At 40.2% G+C, this 23173-nt stretch carries 16 protein-coding genes, 4 tRNA genes and 1 pseudogene; 19 read left to right on the top strand and 2 right to left on the bottom strand.

What is annotated here, in order from left to right; translation table 11 throughout:
- Window positions 1–12: 12 nt before the first annotated feature.
- On the bottom strand, window positions 13–855 hold the full coding sequence (locus tag G7084_RS08060) for a MurR/RpiR family transcriptional regulator (protein ID WP_166011626.1): 843 nt from the start codon (window positions 853–855) through the stop codon (window positions 13–15).
- A 180-nt stretch (window positions 856–1035) separates the two neighbouring features.
- Between G7084_RS08060 and gnd the strand changes: the two genes are divergently transcribed.
- The 10 genes from gnd to rpoC all read left to right on the top strand — a co-directional run bounded on the left by gnd (window position 1036) and on the right by rpoC (window position 14089).
- Window positions 1036–1944 carry a phosphogluconate dehydrogenase (NAD(+)-dependent, decarboxylating) gene (gnd, locus tag G7084_RS08055; RefSeq protein ID WP_166011753.1) on the top strand — a complete coding sequence of 303 codons (909 nt, stop codon included), beginning with the start codon at window positions 1036–1038 and terminating at the stop codon, window positions 1942–1944.
- A gap of 265 nt (window positions 1945–2209) precedes the next feature.
- A tRNA-Asn gene (locus G7084_RS08050) sits at window positions 2210–2282 on the top strand.
- Window positions 2283–2347: 65 nt separating this feature from the next.
- The gene (locus G7084_RS08045) at window positions 2348–3010 is read left to right on the top strand and encodes a hypothetical protein (RefSeq protein WP_166011624.1); all 663 of its coding nucleotides are present in this window, start codon (window positions 2348–2350) and stop codon (window positions 3008–3010) included.
- A 72-nt stretch (window positions 3011–3082) separates the two neighbouring features.
- Window positions 3083–3165 (top strand) — tRNA-Leu (locus G7084_RS08040).
- Between the two features lie 15 nt (window positions 3166–3180).
- Window positions 3181–3253 (top strand) — tRNA-Thr (locus G7084_RS08035).
- Between the two features lie 39 nt (window positions 3254–3292).
- Window positions 3293–3366 (top strand) — tRNA-Arg (locus G7084_RS08030).
- A gap of 195 nt (window positions 3367–3561) precedes the next feature.
- Entirely contained in the window at window positions 3562–4044 is a 483-nt protein-coding gene (locus G7084_RS08025) for a CtsR family transcriptional regulator (RefSeq protein ID WP_166011622.1), read from the top strand.
- 1 nt (window position 4045) lies between these two features.
- Window positions 4046–6502, top strand: a complete 2457-nt coding sequence (locus G7084_RS08020; RefSeq protein WP_166011620.1) for an ATP-dependent Clp protease ATP-binding subunit — start codon at window positions 4046–4048, stop codon at window positions 6500–6502.
- Window positions 6503–6790: 288 nt separating this feature from the next.
- On the top strand, window positions 6791–10378 hold the full coding sequence (gene rpoB / locus G7084_RS08015) for a DNA-directed RNA polymerase subunit beta (RefSeq protein WP_484606965.1): 3588 nt from the start codon (window positions 6791–6793) through the stop codon (window positions 10376–10378).
- A gap of 63 nt (window positions 10379–10441) precedes the next feature.
- Window positions 10442–14089, top strand: a complete 3648-nt coding sequence (gene rpoC, locus G7084_RS08010) for a DNA-directed RNA polymerase subunit beta' (RefSeq protein ID WP_166011616.1) — start codon at window positions 10442–10444, stop codon at window positions 14087–14089.
- 58 nt (window positions 14090–14147) lie between these two features.
- Here rpoC and G7084_RS08005 read toward each other — a convergent pair whose 3' ends face one another.
- The gene (locus tag G7084_RS08005; protein ID WP_166011614.1) at window positions 14148–14633 is read right to left on the bottom strand and encodes a thiol peroxidase; all 486 of its coding nucleotides are present in this window, start codon (window positions 14631–14633) and stop codon (window positions 14148–14150) included.
- Between the two features lie 267 nt (window positions 14634–14900).
- Between G7084_RS08005 and G7084_RS08000 the strand changes: the two genes are divergently transcribed.
- From G7084_RS08000 to G7084_RS07960, 9 genes and pseudogenes are all read left to right on the top strand, one after another.
- Window positions 14901–15326: a GNAT family N-acetyltransferase gene (locus tag G7084_RS08000; RefSeq protein ID WP_166011612.1), complete on the top strand. Its 426-nt coding sequence runs from the start codon at window positions 14901–14903 to the stop codon at window positions 15324–15326.
- A 205-nt stretch (window positions 15327–15531) separates the two neighbouring features.
- The gene (gene deoC, locus G7084_RS07995; protein WP_206212040.1) at window positions 15532–16215 is read left to right on the top strand and encodes a deoxyribose-phosphate aldolase; all 684 of its coding nucleotides are present in this window, start codon (window positions 15532–15534) and stop codon (window positions 16213–16215) included.
- Window positions 16216–16335: 120 nt separating this feature from the next.
- A complete protein-coding gene (locus tag G7084_RS07990; RefSeq protein ID WP_166011610.1) occupies window positions 16336–17520 on the top strand; it encodes a phosphopentomutase in 1185 nt (394 codons plus the stop codon).
- A gap of 39 nt (window positions 17521–17559) precedes the next feature.
- Complete coding sequence (locus G7084_RS07985) at window positions 17560–18858, top strand: pyrimidine-nucleoside phosphorylase (protein ID WP_166011608.1); 1299 nt, start codon at window positions 17560–17562, stop codon at window positions 18856–18858.
- A 30-nt stretch (window positions 18859–18888) separates the two neighbouring features.
- Window positions 18889–19604, top strand: a pseudogene (gene deoD, locus G7084_RS07980) (purine-nucleoside phosphorylase).
- A gap of 231 nt (window positions 19605–19835) precedes the next feature.
- Complete coding sequence (locus G7084_RS07975) at window positions 19836–20165, top strand: hypothetical protein (protein ID WP_166011607.1); 330 nt, start codon at window positions 19836–19838, stop codon at window positions 20163–20165.
- A gap of 26 nt (window positions 20166–20191) precedes the next feature.
- Window positions 20192–21010, top strand: coding sequence for an SPFH domain-containing protein (locus G7084_RS07970; RefSeq protein ID WP_166011605.1), 819 nt, complete (start codon window positions 20192–20194; stop codon window positions 21008–21010).
- Between the two features lie 55 nt (window positions 21011–21065).
- Window positions 21066–21977 carry an NADP-dependent oxidoreductase gene (locus G7084_RS07965; RefSeq protein WP_166011603.1) on the top strand — a complete coding sequence of 304 codons (912 nt, stop codon included), beginning with the start codon at window positions 21066–21068 and terminating at the stop codon, window positions 21975–21977.
- A gap of 463 nt (window positions 21978–22440) precedes the next feature.
- Window positions 22441–23139, top strand: coding sequence for a Crp/Fnr family transcriptional regulator (locus G7084_RS07960; RefSeq protein ID WP_166011601.1), 699 nt, complete (start codon window positions 22441–22443; stop codon window positions 23137–23139).
- The last annotated feature ends 34 nt before the right edge of the window (window positions 23140–23173 follow it).

Genomic DNA, 23173 nt, shown 5'->3' with positions numbered 1-23173 from the left:
TAATGATTAAATTTATTCCCGCGTTTGATCGATGGCTTGACGAATTTCTTTCAACACAGCCGTCGTCTTATCACCCATTTGAACCCCTACGAGCGTAAAGAGGGTATCAATGATGGTCAGTTGAGCAATTAACGAGGACATAGATTCACTTCGAATATTAACTTCTTCAGCCGCGCTTGATAAGACAAGATCAGCATTTTTAGCTAACTCGGAGTTGGGAAAGGCGGTGATCGCAATGATTTTAACTCCATGAGCTTGTAGATGTTGCATAACAGCTAGGGTATCATGATTGCGACCAGAGTGTGAAATTACCACTGCTACATCTTGACTGGTCATGCGGACGGCTTCCATTACTTGAATATCATAATCTGGATGTTGAAAACCATCAATCGGGGTACGTAGAAATTTATGGTAGGCATTGAACGCAACTAATGAAGAACCGCCAATTCCGAAGAATCCCACCTTTTTAGCAGAAGAAATCAAGCTGGCGGCGGTTGAAATGTCATCTTCGTTGAGGACTTCTAAGGTCGAACTCAGAGCATTTTGAGCACCTGAAAATACTTTTTGAATAATGTGATGGGTGTCATCACCCTCATTAATTTCACCAAAGAATGTATTATTGTTAGGTGTAGAGATTGCTAAACTTAGTGAAAACTCACGAAATGAATTATAACCGATTCGTTTTACAAATCTTGAAATGGTCGCCGTGGAAAGAGAAGTTGCGTTGGCCATTTCTTGAATTGTCATACTTTGTACTTGTTCTTCATGTGTTAAGATAAAATCGGCAATTTTAGCATCTGATCCATTCAATTGAGTCCGAAAAGAACGAATTCTTGAAAATCCACTTTGTGCCATGATGTTTCCTCGATTCATAAAATTTATATTATTTATCCCTTATTTTACACTATTTCCCCATATAGAGTAGGAAACAAAAGTAATAAAAATCATTCTGTAAATTTTTTACATAAAAAACCCTTGATTTAAGTAAAGATATTTCATATAATGAAAACATAATAAAAAAAGAGGTAATTAATGATGAAATTAGGAATGATCGGTTTAGGTAAGATGGGGCTTGGCTTGTCAGAAAATGCAGTAGACAATGGAAATGAAATTGTTGCATTTGACTTGAATAAGGACTTTGTTAAGGCAGCAACTGACTACTCAGATAAGATTTCTGGTGCAGAATCAATTGAAGACATGTTGGCACAATTGCCATCACCAAAGATTGTATGGGTTATGGTCCCTGCGGGAGCCCCAACGAACTCAACAATTGATGACTTGATCTCAAAGATGGATGCTGGAGATATCATCATTGATGGTGGAAACTCAAACTACAAGGATAACTTGGAACAAAACAAGCGGACCACTGCAGCGGGAATTAAGTTCTTCGATGCAGGAACATCAGGTGGAATGGATGGGGCCCGGAATGGTGGAAACTTCATGATTGGTGGAGATGATGCCAAGGCATGGGAAATTTTGGAACCATTGTTTGAAGGAATCGCTCAAGAAGGTGGATACCTTTACACTGGACGATTGGGATCAGGACATTACTTGAAGATGGTTCACAATGGAATCGAATATGGAATGATGCAAGCGATTGGAGAAGGATTTGAAATTCTAGAAGCTTCACCATTTGATTACGACTTGGAAAAGGTGTCACATTTGTGGAACCACGGATCAGTGGTTCGATCATGGTTGATGGAATTGGCCGAAGAACAATTCGGTAAGGATCCAAAGTTGGACGATATCACAGGACGAGTGGTAGCAACAGGAGAAGGAAAGTGGACTGTTGAGGAAGCTTTGGACAACCAAGTACCAGCACCAGTAATTGCAATGTCATTGATGATGCGTAACCGATCATTGCAAGCTGATACCTTTACTGGAAAGGTTGTTTCAGCCTTGCGGAATGGTTTCGGTGGTCATGCCATGGAAAAGAAAGACTAATTTTTTAAAGATATAATTTGGGGAAATTATATTTAAATAATTTTAAATTAGAATTTCACATAATGTTTCAATTTTGGGGAATAAGATAGAGGCCGTTCAGTTAACACTGAGCGGCTTTTATATTATTTTAAATATTATTTATACGAGAGGATTATTAAAAGTGATCTATAGTTACATGGAGCGACGTTTGATTCAACAAAAAGAAGAAACGTTTGACAATGACAAAACAAACCCTTAAAATAAATAGATGTAATTTAGTTAACATTCCGAATTAGCTCAGTTGGTAGAGCACACGACTGTTAATCGTGCTGTCGTCGGTTCGAGCCCGACATTCGGAGTATGTGGAAAGTGGTTGGTCTTGTTTTAAAGGCTGACCATTTTTATTTTAACAAGGAGGTTTGAAATGGTTAAGCAGGGGAAGTTCGCGCAAGTTCAGCAGGTGAAGCATCAAAAAAATCATGTTAAATGCCAACTAGTTAAGAATGGCCAATTAATTGCACCGAACCAAATTGCTGAATTTTTAACCGTTCGCTATCATTTAACCAATCAACAAAAGACCACGCCAGTCGTAGCAGAAACGATGTTAAGATTTTTGAATATTTTGATTGATCAATTTGGAACACAGACGATTTGGAGTTTAGAAAGTGGATTAGAACAGAGTCTAAAAATAATTGGTAATCAAGTGCCTTGGCAGTTTTATTATGTATTAAGCTTACAAAAGCAAACATTGATCAAATTTTTAAAGCGCGAAGGACCAGCCGTCCCGTTAGAGCACCGATTAATTGTAACTGATCTTGAGACAGCGGTTTTTGATCAAATTTTGGCTCGACATTTAGCTTTGAATTGGTTTGCGGAGCAGTATCGCGCAGATCCTGAAAAATTAAAACAGGTTCAACTAATGCAAATTAATCAACTCCAAAAAAGTTTTATTCAGAAAGAAGGACTTGATTGGAAATCGATTCAGGTGTTATACTTAGAACAAGTTGTGGTGGGTGATATGGATTCTGTCGACTCACAAACGCATAGTTGGATTGGAGCCTTACAAAAAATTAAAATTAATTTTTAAAATATCGTTGACACTTAGCTATATAATTGTTATGATATGTAAGTTGTTTCGGTTAATACATAAAACATCTATGCGGATGTGGCGGAACTGGCAGACGCGCAGGATTTAGGTTCCTGTGTCCTTGTGACGTGCAGGTTCGATTCCTGTCATCCGCATTTTATATCTATCAAGCCGACTTAGCTCAGTTGGCAGAGCGCTTCACTAGTAATGAAGAGGTCGCTGGTTCGATTCCAGTAGTCGGCATTGGCTTGATAAATATGATAGCCCACAATTTAAAATTTTGCACCTATAGCGCAATTGGATAGAGTGTCTGACTACGAATCAGAAGGTTGCAGGTTCGACTCCTGCTAGGTGCATTAATATCTTTCAATAAAAGAGATTGGATTTCCAATCTCTTTTATTGTCGTTATATTATTTTTATCGATAAACGTTAGAGTAGGTTAAACTTTTTAGTATAATGATATTTAAACTAGTTAAATCGGGGACGTTTTAGTTTTTTTAAGGCTAAAAATGATAAAATTAACCTAATTTCAATAAAAAAGGAATATAATATGACTTCTAAAAATATGACAGATATTATTGAAGCGTATTTACTGCAATTGTTGCAAAGTCAATCCGTCGTGGAAATAAGAAGGGTTGAATTAGCGCAACGCTTTGAAGTTGTACCTTCACAGATTAACTATGTACTTCGGACACGCTTCTCTACCCATCGTGGATATTTGGTGGATTCCAAACGTGGAGGAAGTGGCTATATTAAGATCGCTCGAATTGATGAAGATGCACGATCACATCAACTAAAAGCGATGCTAAAAATGGTTTCTCAACAAATGACTGTGCAAACGAGTCAGGAATTATTGCAAATTATACAAGATATGGAACTTATGACTGCACGAGAAGTTGAATTGGTTGCAACGCTTTTAAGACCCGCGAGCCTTAATCGAAATAGTGCAAAAGATGGCGATCAAACGCGGGCTCATTTAATGCAAGAACTCATTGAACGGTTGCGATTTGAAATTATTCAGGAGGGTGAATAAAATGGCAGAAAATTATACAAAAAGTGCGCAAAATGTCCTTGAATTGGCACAAGAACAAGCTCGTTATTTCAGACATCAAGCTGTAGGGACTGAACATCTTTTGCTGGCATTAATTTTGGAATACGATGGTGTTGCTAGTAATGTCTTGCGTTCGTTTGATTTATCAGTGGAAGCCGTTCAAGAAACAGTGGAAGGTTTTATTGGTTATGGAAATGCCAAACGTTCTGATTTAACTTACCGTCCGTATTCACCAAAGGCTGCAGAAATGTTGCAATTAGCAGCACAAGAAGCGCAACGTTTGAATGCAGTTCAGATTGGGACGGAGCATATTTTGCTTGCATTGTTAGCAGATGAAAGCGTCCTCTCTTCACGAATTCTATTTGAGTTAGAGGTTAATCCGAGTGATGTTAGGCGACAAGTAATCCAGATGTTAGGGATTGATGAAAAGCCACAAAGGGATCGCCGGCGAACTAAAAATAATGAAACACCGGGGGGGACGCCAACTTTGGATAATTTAGCACGCGACTTAACTGCTCAAGCAGTGGCGGGTGAGATGGATCCAGTGATTGGACGAACTGACGAAGTAAAACGAGTTATTCAAATTTTGGCGCGCCGAACTAAAAATAATCCAGTATTGATTGGAGAACCAGGAGTCGGTAAGACGGCCATTGCAGAAGGGTTGGCTCAACGTTTGGCTCAAGGAGCTGTTCCGGCAGATTTACTTGGTAAACGTTTGATGATGTTGGATATGGGTTCTTTGGTGGCCGGGACTAAATTCCGGGGTGAATTCGAAGATCGTTTGAAAAAGATTATTGAAGAGATTCATCAAGATGGTAAAGTGATTCTCTTTATTGATGAGCTACATACCTTGATTGGAGCTGGTGGTGCAGAAGGTGCCATTGATGCCTCTAATATTTTAAAGCCGGCTCTGGCGCGAGGTGAGTTGCAAACCATCGGGGCGACGACTTTAAATGAATACCAAAAGTATATTGAAACGGATGCTGCCTTAGAGCGTCGATTTGCTCAGGTGACGGTGAATGAACCAAGTGAGGCTGATGCGGTTGAAATTTTACGTGGATTAAAATCACGTTACGAAGCACATCACCAAGTCGTAATAACCGATGCTGCGATTGTGGCAGCTGTTAAATTATCAAGTCGGTATGTTCCGGATCGATTTTTGCCAGATAAGGCGATTGATTTGATGGATGAAACGGCCGCGAAGGTGCGAATTGATCAAATGGGAGTTAAGACACCCTTGGTGAAATTAGAAGCTAAACTGCAGACGTTACGTGCCGAAAAAGATCTGGCGTTAGAACAACTTGATTTTGAATTGGCGGCACAAATTCGTAAAAAGGAAATGACCCAGAAGAAGCGGCTAGATAAATATCGACAGGAACAAACAGAGGTGGGTCAAGGGTGGTTAAGCGTGGAACCAGAGATGATCGCTGAAGTCTTAGCAGAACAAACTGGAATTCCTGTGCAGCAGATGACTAAGAGTGAACAACAACGGCTTTTGAATCTTGAAAAAGAGTTGCATGAACGCGTTGTCGGCCAAGATGAAGCTATTTCAGCGATTGCACGCTCAATTCGCCGTGCTCGCTCGGGACTAAAGGACCCTAATCGTCCCATTGGTACTTTTATGTTTTTGGGCCCCACCGGAGTTGGTAAAACAGAATTAGCTAAAGCATTAGCAGCTTTAATGTTTGGATCCGAAGATAACATGATTCGGGTGGATATGTCTGAATTTATGGAGTCATATTCAACTAGTCGGTTGATTGGCTCAGCGCCCGGTTATGTGGGTTATGATGAAGGTGGGCAGTTAACCGAAAAAGTTCGCCGTAATCCATATTCAGTGGTTTTGCTAGATGAGGCGGAAAAAGCCCATCCAGATATTTATAATTTGATGCTACAAGTCTTTGATGATGGTTATCTGACGGATTCCAAGGGACGTAAGGTTGATTTCAGAAATACAATTATCATAATGACTTCCAACTTAGGGGCAACACGTCTGCGAGATGAAAAGTCCGTTGGATTTGGGGCGGATAATAGTTTTGGCAATTTTGAAAAAATGAATAATGTCATGCGAAAGACTTTAAAAGAAACTTTCCGACCTGAATTTATTAATCGAATTGATGAGGTTGTAGTGTTTAAAGCTTTGGCCGAAGGAGAAGTGCAACAAATTGTACGTTTGATGGCAAATCAAATGATTGAACGGATTGCTAATCAAGGCTTTAAGGTTAAAATGACACCGGCGGCCATTGCAGTGGTGGCAAAAGTTGGATTTGATCCCGAGTATGGAGCGCGTCCGATTCGTCGGGCTCTACAAAATCTAGTAGAAGACCGCCTAAGTGAAGAGTTGTTGGCGGGCAAAATCACGGTTAATGACCAAGTGACAATTGGCGCGAAAAAGGATGAAATTACCTTGGGTATTAAACCGGCTAAGAAGGTTGAAATTTAAAAAATAAGATTAACTTAAATTATTGTGTCGTTCATTGAATTGTAATGATAAAAAAGCTAATCAGTTGAAAAAAAGGGGTAAAACTGTTATATTAGGGATAGTTTAACTGTGTATTTAAAAAGTTGTTCAGGAAATATTGTCCCTGAATGGCTTTATAGCAAGGATAATAGCATTTTAGATAAGATGATGCTATTATCTTTTTTGCGCTTAAAAATGAGTGGAATACACGATTTGTAACTAAATAGTAATATTTCATTTGGTGCACAGCGGACCAAAATTCAGAGTGAGGTGGAAAACTTGGCAGAACATCATTTAGTTAAGTATGGTAAACACCGGGTACGGCGTTCGTATGCACGGATTAAAGAAGTCTTGGACTTACCAAATTTGATTGCGATTCAAAAAGATTCCTATGACTGGTTTATGGATGAGGGATTGAGTGAAATATTTAATGATATTTTACCCATCGAAGACTATCAAGGTAAGTTAACCCTTGAATTTGTCGACTATAAGTTGAAGGATGAAAAGTACAGTGTTGAAGAAGCTCGGATGCACGATGCGAATTATTCAGCACCCTTAGAAGTGACACTGCGTTTAACTAACCATGAAACGGGTGAAATTCAAGAAGATGCTGTGTTCTTTGGTGATTTCCCAAAGATGACTCCAAGTGGAACTTTCATTATTAATGGAGCTGAACGAGTAATCGTTTCACAACTTGTACGTTCACCAGGGGTTTACTACAATGTTGAAAACGATAAAAATGGGCGTCCACGTTATGGAACAACTTATATTCCATCACGAGGAGCTTGGTTAGAATATGAGACCGATGCCAAGGGATTGAGCTACGTTCGAATTGACCGGACACGAAAGTTACCGGTTACGGAATTAGTTCGTGCATTGGGTTATGGATCCGATCATGAAGTTTTGCAAATCTTAGGTGATCAATACGATTCAATCAACTTGACCTTGGAAAAAGATGTCCATAAGGTTATGGATGACTCACGTGTTGAGGAAGCTTTGAAAGATATTTTTGAAAAGCTACGTCCAGGGGAGCCAACTACAGTTGATGCCTCAAGAAATCTATTAGTGGCACGTTTCTTTGATCCAAAGCGTTACGACTTGGCACCGGTTGGACGTTACAAAATTAATAAGAAATTGGCAATGGAGAACCGGTTACTTGGTTTGACATTAGCGGAAACATTAGCTGATCCTGAAACAGGTGAAGTAATTGCTCCAAAGGGGACAGTTGTTGATAAGAAGGTCTTAGGACAATTAAAGCCTTATCTACAAGATCCAGATTTCAAGACCACAACTTATACGCCATCTGATGATGCAGTTGTGAATACACCAATGACTCTGCAAACTATCTTAGTTATGGATCCAAATGATCCTGAAAAGAATTTGCCAATTATTGGGAACGGTCAAATTGATCCAAGTGTTCGGACAATTCAACCAGCTGATATTATCGCAGGAATGAATTATTTCTTGAATCTTTCTTATGGAATCGGAAATGTTGATGATATTGATCACTTGGGGAATCGCCGGATTCGTCGAGTTGGGGAATTGCTTCAAAACACTTTCCGCATCGGTTTGACCCGAATGGAACGTGTGGTTCGCGAACGAATGACTACGTTGGATCCTGAGACAGTGAAGCCACAACAGTTGATTAACATTCGACCTGTGGTTGCGTCAGTCAAGGAATTTTTCGGTTCATCACAACTTTCACAGTTCATGGACCAGACTAACCCTTTGGGCGAGTTAACTAACAAGCGACGACTATCAGCCCTTGGACCTGGTGGTTTGACGCGTGATCGTGCCGGATATGAAGTCCGAGACGTGCACTATACGCACTATGGTCGAATGGATCCGATTGAAACACCTGAAGGACCTAACATTGGGTTGATCAATTCTTTGGCAACGTATGGAAAAGTTAATAAGTACGGATTTATTGAAACTCCATACCGTCGTGTTTCATGGTCTGATCATAAAGTAACAGATCGAATTGATTTCTTAACGGCCGATGAAGAAGATAACTTTACCGTGGCACAGGGAAACTCAGTTTTGAATGAAGATGGTTCATTTACGACTGACACGGTCTTGGCACGTCGAGGTGATGAGAACTTAGAAGTTTCCATCGATCAAGTCGATTACATGGACGTCTCACCTAAGCAAATTGTCGCCGTTGCCACTGCTGCAATCCCATTCTTGGAAAACGATGACTCAAATCGTGCCTTGATGGGAGCCAACATGCAACGACAGGCTGTTCCTTTGATCAAGCCGCATGCTCCACTAGTTGGAACTGGTATTGAATATAAGGCTGCCCATGACGCGGGAGTTGCGATGATCGCAAGTAATGCGGGAACAGTTGAATATGTTGATGGTCGTGAGATCCGCATTCGTCGAGAAGACGGTTCACTTGATAACTACAAGTTGATGAAGTTCCGTCGTTCAAATGCTGGAAAGAACTATAACCAACGGCCAATTGTTAATGTTGGAGATCAAGTTGATGCTGATGAAGTAATTGCTGATGGACCTTCAATGGAACAAGGTGAATTGGCATTGGGACAAAACCCATTGATTGCCTTCATGACTTGGCAAGGATATAACTTCGAAGATGCCATCATTATTAACGAACGTTTGATTCGTGATGATGTCTATACTTCAATTCACATTGAAGAATATGAGTCAGAGGCTCGTGATACAAAACTTGGCCCTGAAGAATTCACCCGTGAAATTCCAAATACTGGTGAAGATCAGTTAAAGAATTTAGATGAAGATGGAACAATCCGGATTGGAGCCGAAGTTGAAGACGGTGACATTTTGGTTGGTAAAGTGACACCAAAGGGTGTGACTGAACTTTCTGCGGAAGAACGTTTGTTGCACGCAATCTTTGGTGAAAAGGCGCGTGAAGTTCGTGATACATCATTAAAGGTACCGCATGGTGGAGGAGGAGTTGTTCAAGACGTTCGTGTCTTTACTCGTGAAAACGGGGATGAATTGGCTCCTGGTGTCAACCGGATGGTCCGAGTGTATATTGCGCAACGTCGTAAGATTCAAGTTGGTGATAAGATGGCCGGTCGTCACGGAAACAAGGGAACTGTTTCCGTTATCGTTCCTTCAGAAGACATGCCATATATGCCAGATGGAACACCAATTGATATCATGTTGTCACCCATGGGTGTGCCTTCACGTATGAATATTGGGCAGGTTTTGGAATTGCACTTAGGAATGGCCGCACGTGAATTAGGTATCCACGTTGCTTCGCCAGTCTTTGACGGGGCGCGGGACTCAGATATCTGGGAAGCCGTAAAGGAAGCTGGTTTGCCAGCTGATGGAAAGTCAATCTTGTATGATGGACGGACCGGAGAAGCCTTTGATAAGCGTGTTTCTGTTGGAATTATGCATTATATGAAACTAGCGCACATGTCAGAAGACAAGATTCACGCTCGTTCAATTGGTCCTTACTCATTGGTTACTCAACAACCTTTGGGTGGTAAAGCTCAATTTGGAGGACAGCGTTTCGGAGAAATGGAAGTTTGGGCCCTTGAAGCTTATGGGGCAGCACATACTTTGCAAGAAATTTTGACTTATAAGTCCGATGACGTGATTGGTCGTGTGAAAACTTATGAAGCGATTGTTAAGGGTGAACAAATTCCTAAGCCTGGAGTGCCAGAATCATTCCGTGTGTTGGTAAAAGAATTACAATCACTTGGTTTGGATATGAAGGTTCTTGATGGAGATAAGCAAGAAATTGAGTTGCGTGATATGGATGAAGATGATTCAGTCGTCAACATTGAAGTTGCAACGGCACAAGCTCAACGTTTAGCTAAAGAATTTGCAGATGAAGGTGACAAAAAAGACGTCCCAGCAGCAGATTAATTTAATAAACGGTGGGATTAAACCTCATATGAATATAAGGAATGATTGAAAGGGGTCAAAACATTGATTGATGTCAATAAATTTGAAAGCATGCAAATCGGTTTGGCAAGTCCAGACAAGATTCGTAGCTGGTCGTATGGTGAAGTAAAAAAGCCTGAGACAATCAATTATCGAACACTTAAGCCCGAAAAGGATGGGTTGTTTGATGAACGGATTTTCGGACCAACTAAAGATTATGAATGTGCTTGTGGTAAGTACAAGCGGATTCGTTATAAGGGAATCGTTTGTGATCGATGTGGTGTTGAAGTTACTTCAGCCAAGGTTCGTCGTGAGCGAATGGGGCACATTGAATTAGCAGCACCAGTTTCACATATCTGGTATTTCAAGGGAATTCCTTCACGGATGGGATTAGTTCTTGACATGTCACCACGGCAATTAGAAGAAGTAATTTACTTTGCTTCTTACGTCGTAACTGATGGTGGAGATACACCATTGGTTGCTAAGCAACTATTGTCTGAACGTGAATATCGTGATAATAAAGCTAGTTACGGAAACCGTTTTGAAGCCCAAATGGGTGCCGAAGCAATTCGTACATTATTACAAACAGCAGATCTTGAAGGTGAAGTTGATCAACTAAAGGCTGACTTACGTGAAGCGACAGGTCAAAAACGTATTCGCGCCGTTCGTCGGTTGGATATTATTGAAGCCTTTGTTAAATCAGGAAATAACCCTGACTGGATGGTTATGGACGTGATCCCAGTGATCCCGCCTGACCTACGACCAATGGTTCAATTAGAGGGTGGTCGTTTTGCCACTTCTGATTTGAATGATTTGTACCGTCGGGTAATTAACCGAAACAATCGATTGAAGCGTTTGTTAGAGTTGAATGCGCCTGGAATTATCGTTCAAAATGAAAAGCGAATGCTGCAAGAAGCCGTTGATGCTTTGATTGACAATGGACGTCGTGGACGTCCTGTGACTGGCCCAGGAAATCGACCATTAAAGTCTTTGTCACACATGCTTAAAGGTAAGCAAGGACGTTTCCGTCAAAACTTGCTAGGTAAGCGTGTCGATTATTCAGGTCGTTCAGTTATTGACGTTGGACCTTTCTTGAAGATGAATCAAATGGGATTGCCAGTGCAAATGGCTATGGAACTTTTCCGCCCATTTATTATGAAAGAATTGGTATCACGTGAATTAGCTGGAAATATTCGAGCTGCTAAGCGTAAAATTGATCGTAAAGATGAAGATGTCATGGACGTTTTGGAAGACGTGATTAAAGAGCATCCTGTGCTTTTGAATCGAGCTCCAACGTTGCACCGTTTGGGAATCCAAGCATTTGAACCTGTTTTGGTTTCTGGTAAAGCGATGCGTTTGCATCCATTGGTTACCGAAGCTTATAACGCCGATTTCGATGGAGACCAAATGGCCATCCATTTGCCTCTATCTGATGAAGCGCAAGCTGAAGCTCGGTTATTGATGCTAGCTGCTGGTCACATCTTAGCACCTAAAGATGGAAAGCCAATTGTTGCTCCATCACAGGACATGGTTATCGGAAACTATTACCTAACGACTGAAGAAGCTGGTCGTGAAGGTGAGGGAATGATCTTTAGTGACATTAACGAAGCACGGACTGCCTTGCAAAATAAGTATGTACACTTACATACACGTGTCGGGGTTAAAACTGCTGCATTTGCTGCTGCTAAGCCGTTCACCGATGAACAACGTAGCAAAATTATGGTGACCACAGTTGGTAAGTTGATCTTTAATGATATTTTGCCAGTTGATTTCCCATACTTGAATGAACCAACAGAAGATAATTTGCATAAAATTGACGACAAATTCTTCTTGGAACCAGGGCAAGACATTCATGAATACATGAATGAAACGCCTATTTATGGTGCCTTTAAGAAGGGATATTTGTCAGACATTATTGCGGAAGTCTATAAAATTTATAAGGTTACAGAAACATCATTGCTTTTGGACCGAATGAAAGACTTAGGATATGCTGAATCAACTAAGTCAGGTTTGACCGTTGGAGTCTCGGACGTTACTGATTTGAAAGAAAAGCCAGAAATTATTGAAGCCGCGCATGCGAAGGTTGCAACTGTTTCAAAGCAATTCCGTCGAGGGTTGATTACTGACGATGAGCGTTATACGCGTGTTATTGATATTTGGAACAAGGCTAAAGATGACATCACTGAAAAGCTGATTGAACACTTCGAACCAGATAATAATATCTTTATGATGTCGGATTCTGGAGCGCGTGGAAACATTTCTAACTTTACACAGTTGGCTGGAATGCGTGGATTGATGGCTGCTCCGAATGGAAAGATCATGGAATTGCCAATCATCGCCAATTTCCGTGAGGGTCTATCTGTTTTGGAAATGTTCTTCTCAACCCACGGAGCTCGTAAGGGAATGACCGATACGGCTTTGAAGACGGCCGATTCTGGATATTTGACACGTCGTTTGGTCGATGTGGCCCAGGACGTGATTATCCGTGAATTGGATTGTGAGACTGATCGTGGACTTGATGTTTCAGCCATTATGAATGGAAATGAAACAATTGAACCACTGTACGATCGAGTTCTTGGTCGTTACGCCCAAAAGACAGTATTCAATCCTGAAACTGGGGATGTTATTGTGGCTCACAATGGTTTGATCGATGAAACGATCGCTAAGGCGATTGATGCAGCTGGTGTTAAGACGGTTAACATTCGCTCAGCCTTTACTTGTAACACAGAACACGGAGTTTGTGTGCACTGTTACGGACGTAACATGGCGACTGGAGATGTGGTTGAAATTGGTGAAGCCGTTGGTACGGTTGCTGCACAATCAATCGGAGAACCTGGTACTCAATTGACTATGCGTACTTTCCACACCGGTGGAGTTGCCGGTGATGATATTACGCAGGGACTTCCTCGTGTGCAGGAAATCTTTGAAGCTCGTAATCCGAAGGGACAAGCTAAGATCTCTGAAGTATCTGGAATCATTGAGTCAATCGAAGAAAATCCAGCTGATCGGACGAAGGAAGTTACAATTAAGGGTGAAACTGATACTCGAACATATACTCTTCCAATGTCTGCTCGAATGAAATATGCCGAGGGTGATCATATTCATCGTGGAAAGACCATTAGTGAAGGTTCAGCTGATCCAAAGGAAATTATTAAGGTCCGTGATACGATGGCAACGGAAAACTATATTGTTGAACAAATTCAACAAGTTTACCGAATGCAGGGAGTTGAAATTGGTGATAAGCACATCGAAGTTATGGCACGTCAAATGTTGCGTAAGGTTCGTGTGATGGATCCGGGAGCAACTGAATTATTGCCAGGAACTTTGCTTGATATTGCTCAATTCCGTGAAGCTAACGTATCAGTCTTGAAGTCTGGAAAGTTACCAGCCACAGCACGTCCTGTTTTGTTGGGAATTACTAAGGCATCATTGGAAACTAATTCATTCCTTTCTGCAGCATCATTCCAAGAAACAACCCGTGTCTTGACCGACGCAGCTATTCGTGGAAAGAACGATCCATTAGTTGGATTGAAGGAGAACGTTATTATTGGTAAGCTTATCCCAGCGGGAACAGGAATGCCAGAATATCGTTCAGTTAAGCCAAAGCTTGATGCTGATCCAGTTGTTTCAACAACTGAAGAAGGTGCAAGTATTCCATCTATTTCAGATATCGAAAATTCAATGAATTTGTAATATCTGTAAATGATAAATAAAAAGCAACGCTGAATTTATTAGTCAGCGTTGCTTTTTTTTACAATTGTTTGAGTGCCTTAGCGTAATTAGGTTCTTGACCTTGATCAGTTAGGATTTCTGAATATTTAATGGTTCCATCCGGATCGATAATCCAGACCGAGCGTAAATCAAGCTTGAGTTCAGGTACAAAGAGCCCCATGGCATCGCCAAAATGATGATCAGCATCCGAAAGCATCCGCATATTTTTAACATTTTCGGCTGCACACCAGTCTTTTTGCTCTGCAATTGTATTGGTTGAAATTGTTACAAAATTTACGTTGGGATGTTGATCAACAGCTTCATTAAAATGTTTAGTTTGCAGCCTGCAAACTGAAGTGTTGATATCGGGTACGACACTAATTAACAAAATTTGATCGGTCAATAAGTTTTCAGAGGTAATGCTTTGTTGATTGACATTCATAACGTCAAACTTAGGTAGTTGATCACCTACTGCGGGGCGTGCTCCTGGAACATCTACAGGTTCATTATTAAAACTAAAAGTCATATAATTTATCCTCCGTTTGATCTAGTTTGTTTTAAAGTGATAGGTTATTTATATCTATCATACGTTAAAATAATAATTTCGACAATTAATCATTAATTATAGTATAATCTTAAAAATATCATTAATTAACGTTATTAAATTTTTAAAAATGAATTTAAATGATGGAAGTGCACATTAAAGTTCCAATTAATGTGTATCATCTATAATCATAATTGTTTAATTCAAATTAATTTTGAATTTTAACTGATTAAAGAAAGAGGAGTGACAATGATAATTAAAAGTGGGAACGGTGCAAGCCAAGTCAATATGGATGCACTCTTAATTCGCGACACAGTTTTTATTGGTGAACAGGGAATTGACCCAGCTCTAGAGCATGATCAAATGGATTATGAACGAACCCACTTTGTTGGTTATTTGGAACAGCAACCAGTGGTTACCGGACGAATAAATGCCAACCAAAATAGTTGGCATTTAGAGCGAGTCGCTACGCTAAAAAATTATCGAGGGCGTGGGTTTGCCCAGGAATTACTAAAATTCATTATGGATCAAGCGCAAAAACAAGGGATACAAAGCGTTGATTTAAATGCACAAATGAGTGCCCAATCCTTTTATTTTAAGTTAGGGTTTGAAGCATTTGGGCAACCATTTTATGAAGCTGGGTTAGAGCATATTAAAATGCACAAAAATTTTTAATAAATAGATTTTAAAGTCGAATTATTTCGGCTTTTTTAATTTGTTGTAAAACCTTTTAAGGCATGCTAAAATAATGTATGTAAGCGTTTACAAAACATGTTTGAACGTCTGCGGGTTGGTAGTGAAGTGGCGAGGAGACTACCAGTGCTAGGAATTTGGGCATTCCTAAAAATAAAAATTATTTTTTTGAAAGGTTGATATTATTATGTCACTAACAAAGCACGAATTAGCAAAGTACATGGATCACACGCTCTTAAAGGCGGATGCCACTAAAGCAGAGATCCAAGCCATTATTGACGAAGCCAAAGAATATGATTTTGCTTCAATCTGTGTTAATCCATACTGGGTTGAATACGGTGCCGCTGAGTTAAAAGATACAACGGTTAACGTATGTACAGTGATTGGTTTCCCTTTGGGTGCCAATACTACGGCCATTAAAGTAGCTGAAACTATTGATGCCATTGAAAATGGGGCAACTGAAGTTGATATGGTAATCAATATTGGCGAATTAAAGGGTGGCAATGATGCAATGGTTATCGACGAAATTTCACAATTAGCCCAAGCTGCCCATGATCGGCAAGCTATTTTGAAAGTAATTATTGAAACGGCGTTGTTATCAGAAAAGGAAATAATCCGCGCCTCAGAGGACACTGTTAAAGGTGGTGCTGATTTTGTTAAAACCTCAACTGGTTTCTCAACGGCCGGAGCTAAATTAGCGGATGTTAAGATTATGCGCGAAACTGTCGGTCCTGATTTTGGGGTTAAGGCATCTGGTGGGATTCATTCACGGCATGAAGCAGATGAAATGATTGCGGCCGGTGCAACTCGACTAGGGGTTTCAGCTTCAGTTGCAATTATGAATGATGAAGTTTCAGACAGTAACTATTAAAATTTAATGCAAAAATTGTGATGTTAAATCACGATTATCAACGAAGGTAGTTAAGCACCTGGATACTAATCGTGTCGAGGTGTTTTTTTGAGCATAAATGTGAGAAATGAGGAATGTAACATGTATAAGCGAGTCTTTGGAATTGTGTTAGATTCAATTGGAATCGGAAGTGCACCTGATGCAGCGAAATATGGTGATACCGGGTCGGATACGTTGGGGCATATTGGTGAGTATTTTAAGGGTGAATGGTCGCTCCCTAATTTACAGAAAATTGGGTTAGGAAATATTAGAGTGGAAAATTCGATTCCGGGGGTTCCTCCAATTGAAAATCCATTAGGATATTATGGAAAAATGACAGAAATGTCAGCTGGAAAAGATTCCCTAGATGGACATTGGGAAATGATGGGCTTACCAATGATGTATGAATTGAGTACCTATCCCAATGGCTTTCCACAAGATCTACTAGATAAAATTGGGGCCTTTGCGGGCCGTAAAATTATTGCTCAAGGTCCATACTCTGGGACTGAGGTGATTAAGGATTATGGTGAAGAAGCGGTACGAGATGGAGCATTGATTATATATACTTCTGCTGATCCGGTTATGCAAATTGCAGCCCACGAGGATGTGGTATCCGTTGAAGAATTATATAAAATTTGTGAATATGCCCGTTCGTTAGTAAATGAGGCGCCAAATATTATTGGTCGAATTATTGCGCGTCCATTTATTGGCACCAAGGGGAGTGATTTTAAAAGGACAGCTAATCGACATGATTTTGCTTTAGCTCCAACGGGCACCACTGATTTAGTTCGACTTCAAACTGCAGGACAAACTGTCATCGGTATCGGGAAAATTAATGATATTTTCTCAGAGCAAGGAATTGATGAGGGTTATCATAATGAATCAAATCGCGATGGCATGGATCACGTTGATCGAGTAATGCAGCAAGATTTCACAGGATTTGCATTTACTAATTTAGTTGATTTTGATACGTTGTATGGTCATCGAAGAGACCCTGAAGGGATGGGGAAAGAATTGATGCAATTTGACCAACGTTTGGGACAAGTGATGGCCGCTATGCAGCCAGACGATCTGCTATTAATTACAGCTGATCATGGAAATGACCCTGGCTTTAAGGGGTCTGATCATACTCGTGAACAGGTTCCAGTTTTGGCATATTCACCAAGTATGCAGACCCATGGTTCCCTTGGGGTTCGATCGACATTTGCTGATTTTGGGGCAACTGTTTTGGATAATTTCAAACTTAATGTTTCAGTCGGAACTAGTTTTTTGCAGGAACTAAAATAAAATCGAGGCCGTACATTCAAATAATTGAGGTGAAAAGCGATGACAATGCTAGAAACGTTGATGAAAAAACGAAATAATGAGGAATTATCTGCCATCGAAATCGAGACAATGATTCAAAATTTCACAGATGGCAAAATTCCTGATTATCAAATTTCTGCCTTTTTAATGGCTACTTATTTTACGGGAATGACTATTCCCGAACTCACGACACTAACTATGGCGATGATGCATTCAGGCGATGTACTTGATTTAAGTGAGATTCCAGGTATTAAAGTTGATAAGCATTCGACCGGAGGTGTTGGCGACAAAGTGAGTTTACCGTTAGCTCCGATGTTGGCGGCCTTAAATATCAAAGTGCCTATGATTTCTGGGCGAGGATTAGGGCATACCGGCGGAACCTTGGATAAGTTAGAAGCTATTCCTGGGTATCAGGTTGAAATTAGTGAGGATGCTTTTAAAAAACAAATTAATCAAGTTGGGACGGCGATTATTGGTGCGACTGGAAATATTGCTCCGGCAGATAAAAAAATGTACGCCCTCCGGGACGTTACCGCCACGGTTGATTCAATTCCGTTAATTGCTGCATCAATTATGTCTAAAAAATTAGCCACTGGGAATAATGCTTTAGTCTTGGATGTTAAAACTGGAGCGGGCGCTTTTATGAAGAAGCAAGATCAGGCGGAAGCTTTAGCGCAAATTATGGTTAAGATTGGAAAAGAAGCAGGGATGCAGATGCAGGCGGTCATTTCTGATATGAATCAGCCATTGGGAAGTAAGGTCGGAAACACCCTTGAAATTGAAGAAACTCTAGATACGTTGAAAGGTCAAGGTCCAAAAGATTTGTTGGAAGTAACCCTTGCGCTAGCAGCTCCTATGGTGGTAATGGCCAAAAAGACTGATAGTGAAATGGTTGCTCGAGAGATGTTGATGGGGACGATCACTGATGGTTCAGCTTTAGCTAAATTTGGTGAAATGATTGCAGCTCAGGGTGGCGATATTGGCGTTTTAGACGATTATCAGTTAATGCCACATGCTAAATATGAAATAGAAGTACCAGCGCTTACTTCAGGTTATCTCAATCGTCTGGATGCTGATGCGGTGGGAATAGCTTCGATGCGTTTGGGCGGTGGTCGAACGAAGAAGGATGATCTTTTGGATTATGGGGTTGGAATTACTCTCCATAAAAAACTAGGTGATGCTGTGAAAGCAGGAGAAAGTTTGATGACAATTGCGGCCGAGCAAGCGGATATTTCTGAGATTATTGATTATTTGCAAGCGCACTTAGCAATCGGCGTAGAAGTAGCAGCGCCTACGTTAATTCATAAAATTATTAAGTAAAACGACTAAAGGGAAAGTGAGAAAATAATTATGGCAACTCCACACAATGAAGCAAAAATGGGCGATTATGCTGAAACAGTTCTCTTACCAGGAGATCCGTTACGCGCGAAGTATATTGCTGAAAATTTCTTAGAAGATGTTGTACAGGTCAATGGTGTTCGGGGGCTTTAGGGTTTACAGGGACCTATAAAGGTCACCGTATTTCGGTTCAAGGTTCTGGGATGGGAATTCCATCAATGTCGATTTATATTAATGAGTTAGTAAAGGAATACGGCGTCAAGACGATCATGCGGGTGGGTTCATTTGGCGGAATGGCCCCTGAATTAAAGTTAGGGGATGTCGTTTTGGCTTCTGGAGGATCGACGGATTCAGCAGTGATCGCTAATACATTTGGACCAGGTTTGTATTATTCAACGGTCCCTGATTTTGGATTGTTAGACACGGCATACCATACCGCCTTAGATTTAGATATTCCTGTGACAGTTGGCAATATTTTTGCTGCGGATCGATTCTATAATGATGAAATTGATATGCAAAAGTTGACTGATTATGGAATTCTAGGCACAGAAATGGAAGTAGCTGGTCTCTATCTGTTAGGGGCTAAATTACACATTAAAACCTTGGATATTTTGACATGTTCTGATCATATCTTCCGTGGTGAGGCCTTGTCATCAGCTGAGCGACAGACTTCTTTTGCAAACATGATGAAGGTTGCATTGGAAACTGCCATTAAAAACGCAGGATGATGGTTGAATTGAACCGTCGATAAGTTTGATGAAATGAAAATGGCTAAGAATCAATTTAATTGAATCCTTAGCCATTTTTGTTGCCATTTAGGTGTCAGACAATGGTGTGCTTTTACACATGAAGAAGCGTGGAAAAGTCTGAGTAAACTTTCGTGTTGGTTCCATTTGTAACTAATTTCAATGGATACACATGTTATAATCAACTCAATATGGGAAAGTAGGAGGGCTTACATGGCAAAAATTAGCTTAGAGCTACCAGATGCAATCTACCAGCGGATTCAAGCCAATGCTAAGTATCAGCAACTATCACCTGAAGATTATGCGATTGGTCTTTTAAAAGAAGTAATGGCAGTTAAAAGTGACGTGACTTTTGAGGCGCGTCAGTTTCGGGCCAAGCAGGTGGCTGGAAATAAATTTGATCGGGAACATGCATTGGTTTTAGTGGATGGGATTAATTATCGCTATGAATTAATTGGTGGGGATGTTATCAATCCGACCGATATTTATGAGGTAGTAAGCGCGCAGGGAAATGTTTTGAAAATTAAAAAAATGGAAGACTAAATCAATTAGTCAGAATGGAGCTTTAAATGCCTTTTGGAATTAAAATTGTACCGCAAAATAATGTTGGATTACGGGAAACTTTAGGAAAATATCGCACCACGCTAGATTCAGGAATGCAATTTTATGTGCCTTTTTTTCAAAAAATAAGACGCGTTAGTATGGCGATGAAGCCGCTCCGATTACCTAATTATTCAGTGATTACTAAAGATAATGCAGATGTTTCAGCAAGTGTAACGTTGAACTATCATGTTACCGAAGCTGTTAAATATATGTACGAAAATACCGATTCTGTAGAATCAATGGCGCAGTTAGTACGGGGACACTTACGCGATATTATTGGTCGGATGGAGTTGAACGAAGCCCTGGGTTCAACGGCACGGATTAATCAAGAGTTGAGCATTGCGATTGGTGATTTAACAAATACTTATGGAATTAATGTTGATCGAATTAATATTGATGAACTCACACCATCTCGCGCAATTCAAGAAGCGATGGATAAGCAACTAACAGCTGATCGAGAGCGCGTCGCAGCAATTGCTGCCGCCGAAGGGCAGGCACGTTCAATTGATTTGACGACTAAAGCCAAAAATGATGCCTTGATGTCAACTGCCAAAGCGGAAGCCGATGCTACTAAGACGCGAGCGGATGCCGAAAAATATCGAATTGATACGATTCAAGATGCCCTCCAAAGTGCGGATCAAAAATACTTCCAAAACCAATCGATTGAAGCATTTAAGAAATTGGGTGAAAATCCGGCCAATACGGTGGTTGTTCCGAGTGATCAAGCGCATGAATATGGACAAATTCCGGTTATTGGTAAATTATTGAAAGATCAATTACACTAGGAATAGATTTAGAAAATTAATGAATTGAACTGTTGATGTGGAAAGGAGTTTTGAGATGAAGGCGATTCAAATTGAAAAATTTGGTGATGTTGATGAGATGAAGATGCAAACCGTTGGTATTCCAGCTCTGGGCAAGAAACAAATTTTAGTTCAAAATAATGCAGTAGCGATTGATCCATATGATATTAAGTATGTCATGGGAATCTATGGTCCAAATGATAATTGGCCGATCATTCCTGGTTCTAGTGTGGCAGGTACGGTGATGGAGCTTGGTTCTGAGGCAGAGGGTTTTAAGCTTGGTGAGCGCGTGGTTGCGACCCGTCATTTAAAAACGTATGCTGAATTAGTCCCGATTGGGCAATCGGCATTAGCTAAAATCCCCACCAATGTTTCTGATGAAGTTGCGGTAGCATCCGCCCTAGGAGCTGCCACCGGTTATCAGATGATTGTAGACAGGTTAGCGATTCAAGCAGGTGAACGTGTGTTGATTCATGGTGGTGCCGGTCAAGTTGGTGCCATGGCGATTCAGGTTGCTTTATTAAGGGGCGCTCAAGTTGTTGCCACGGCGAGCCCTGATGATTTTGAATTTGTACGCAGTTTGGGTGTGCAAGCGGTTTTGGATTACCATAAAATTGGTTGGGAATCTTTAGATGCGTTTGATGCAATTTTGGATCCCATTGGTGGACAGATGACTGAAAAATCGGTTAAAGTGTTAAAAATGCATGGTCGATTGAAAACGTTAGGTGCGATTCCCGAAACTTTACAAAGTGGTGCCGATGTTGAAGCCGTTTATGCTGATATTAAACGACCGACTTTAGATGCTTTGTTAGCACTACTTGCTGATAATCAAGTCCAGATTCGATTAGGTGATATTTTATCATTTACGGAAAAAAATATTCAACAAGCACATTTAAATGGGCGGCAACACAGTTTGCATGGTAAAACAATCCTAAAATTTACAGATTGAAATATTATTGATGTGAAAACGCTTTAACTTAATTGTTAAGGCTTTTTTTGTATGCAGATTTATCTAGATAAAACGATAACATTTGTTACTAGAAAAAATATTTTTTATCATTTTTTCGAACAAAACCTGGTCATGAAAAGGGAGCAATTAATAATATAATAGGTCTCGATAAGATAATTTAAAAATAAATTGACAAATTTATAGGAAGGAACACATAATGACGAAGCACAGCACAGCACAGCACAGCACAGCACAGCACAGCACAGCACAGCACAGCACAGCACAGCACAGCACAGCACAGCACAGCACAGCACAGCACAGCACAGCACAGCACAGCACAGCACAGCACAGCACAGCACAGCACAATTAGTGTTCTTTTAGTGTGTCCTAATATAAATAATTATGCATGGTTAGACCAATGATGGTTTTAACTGTGCTTTTTTTGTTGCGAACGAGGTAGGTTATGAAGATAGAAAATAAAAATAAAATTTATATTGAGCATCTTTTAGAAGTAATCGAAAAATTACCATTAGAGGAGAAAATAACGGTAAAGCTCTCGAAAAATGCGTATCTAACCCGAGCAAATGACCCTGAAGCAAATATATATGTGTTAGTTCAAGGTGTGATCATTTCGTCCCTTGTAGGGACGGACGGGGAGCGGATTAATCTAGCATATATGAATAGTCCTGACATTGTTTCGTTGCTAAGAGGTGAGGATGAGAAGGTGGTTGAACAACCCTATGACATCAGGGTTGATTCACAGATCGCCACATTTTATCAAATTAATCGCGTAAAATTTTGGCAAATTGTGAATAATGATCCATTACTAAGTCAGTATGTGCGCATTTATTATCGTAAAACGATAAATAAAAATACGCATCAAATGAGGCAATATATTGGCAATAGTAAGTCAGGACAAGTTTATTCATTTCTATATGAATGTACAAAAATCTTTGGAGTGCAAAATATGTGTACGGGTAACATTTTAATTAACCATCGAATTACACATCAGACAATCGGTGAATTTTGTGGTATTCGTAATCGTAGCTCGGTTACCAGAATTATGAATAAATTGGCGAAAGCCGATGTCATTGAACAACAGTTAGGCTTTATTAAAGTTAAAGATAGAGCGTATTTAGAAAAATATGCCAAAAGGATTTAACAATATTTCAGACGCCAATTACTCCTGTGGAGTG

Origin of the sequence: Weissella coleopterorum, from assembly GCF_011304355.1 — a bacterium.
Lineage (GTDB): Bacteria > Bacillota > Bacilli > Lactobacillales > Lactobacillaceae > Weissella > Weissella coleopterorum.
This window is presented reverse-complemented; position numbering and strand designations above follow the sequence as displayed.

Coding starts and splice junctions, on each gene's coding strand:
- G7084_RS08060 (WP_166011626.1), bottom strand. CDS start 855: ATGGCACAAAGTGGATTTTCAAGAATTCGTTCTTTTCGGACTCAATTG.
- gnd (WP_166011753.1), top strand. CDS start 1,036: ATGAAATTAGGAATGATCGGTTTAGGTAAGATGGGGCTTGGCTTGTCA.
- G7084_RS08045 (WP_166011624.1), top strand. CDS start 2,348: ATGGTTAAGCAGGGGAAGTTCGCGCAAGTTCAGCAGGTGAAGCATCAA.
- G7084_RS08025 (WP_166011622.1), top strand. CDS start 3,562: ATGACTTCTAAAAATATGACAGATATTATTGAAGCGTATTTACTGCAA.
- G7084_RS08020 (WP_166011620.1), top strand. CDS start 4,046: ATGGCAGAAAATTATACAAAAAGTGCGCAAAATGTCCTTGAATTGGCA.
- G7084_RS08005 (WP_166011614.1), bottom strand. CDS start 14,633: ATGACTTTTAGTTTTAATAATGAACCTGTAGATGTTCCAGGAGCACGC.
- G7084_RS08000 (WP_166011612.1), top strand. CDS start 14,901: ATGATAATTAAAAGTGGGAACGGTGCAAGCCAAGTCAATATGGATGCA.
- deoC (WP_206212040.1), top strand. CDS start 15,532: ATGTCACTAACAAAGCACGAATTAGCAAAGTACATGGATCACACGCTC.
- G7084_RS07990 (WP_166011610.1), top strand. CDS start 16,336: ATGTATAAGCGAGTCTTTGGAATTGTGTTAGATTCAATTGGAATCGGA.
- G7084_RS07985 (WP_166011608.1), top strand. CDS start 17,560: ATGACAATGCTAGAAACGTTGATGAAAAAACGAAATAATGAGGAATTA.
- G7084_RS07975 (WP_166011607.1), top strand. CDS start 19,836: ATGGCAAAAATTAGCTTAGAGCTACCAGATGCAATCTACCAGCGGATT.
- G7084_RS07970 (WP_166011605.1), top strand. CDS start 20,192: ATGCCTTTTGGAATTAAAATTGTACCGCAAAATAATGTTGGATTACGG.
- G7084_RS07965 (WP_166011603.1), top strand. CDS start 21,066: ATGAAGGCGATTCAAATTGAAAAATTTGGTGATGTTGATGAGATGAAG.
- G7084_RS07960 (WP_166011601.1), top strand. CDS start 22,441: ATGAAGATAGAAAATAAAAATAAAATTTATATTGAGCATCTTTTAGAA.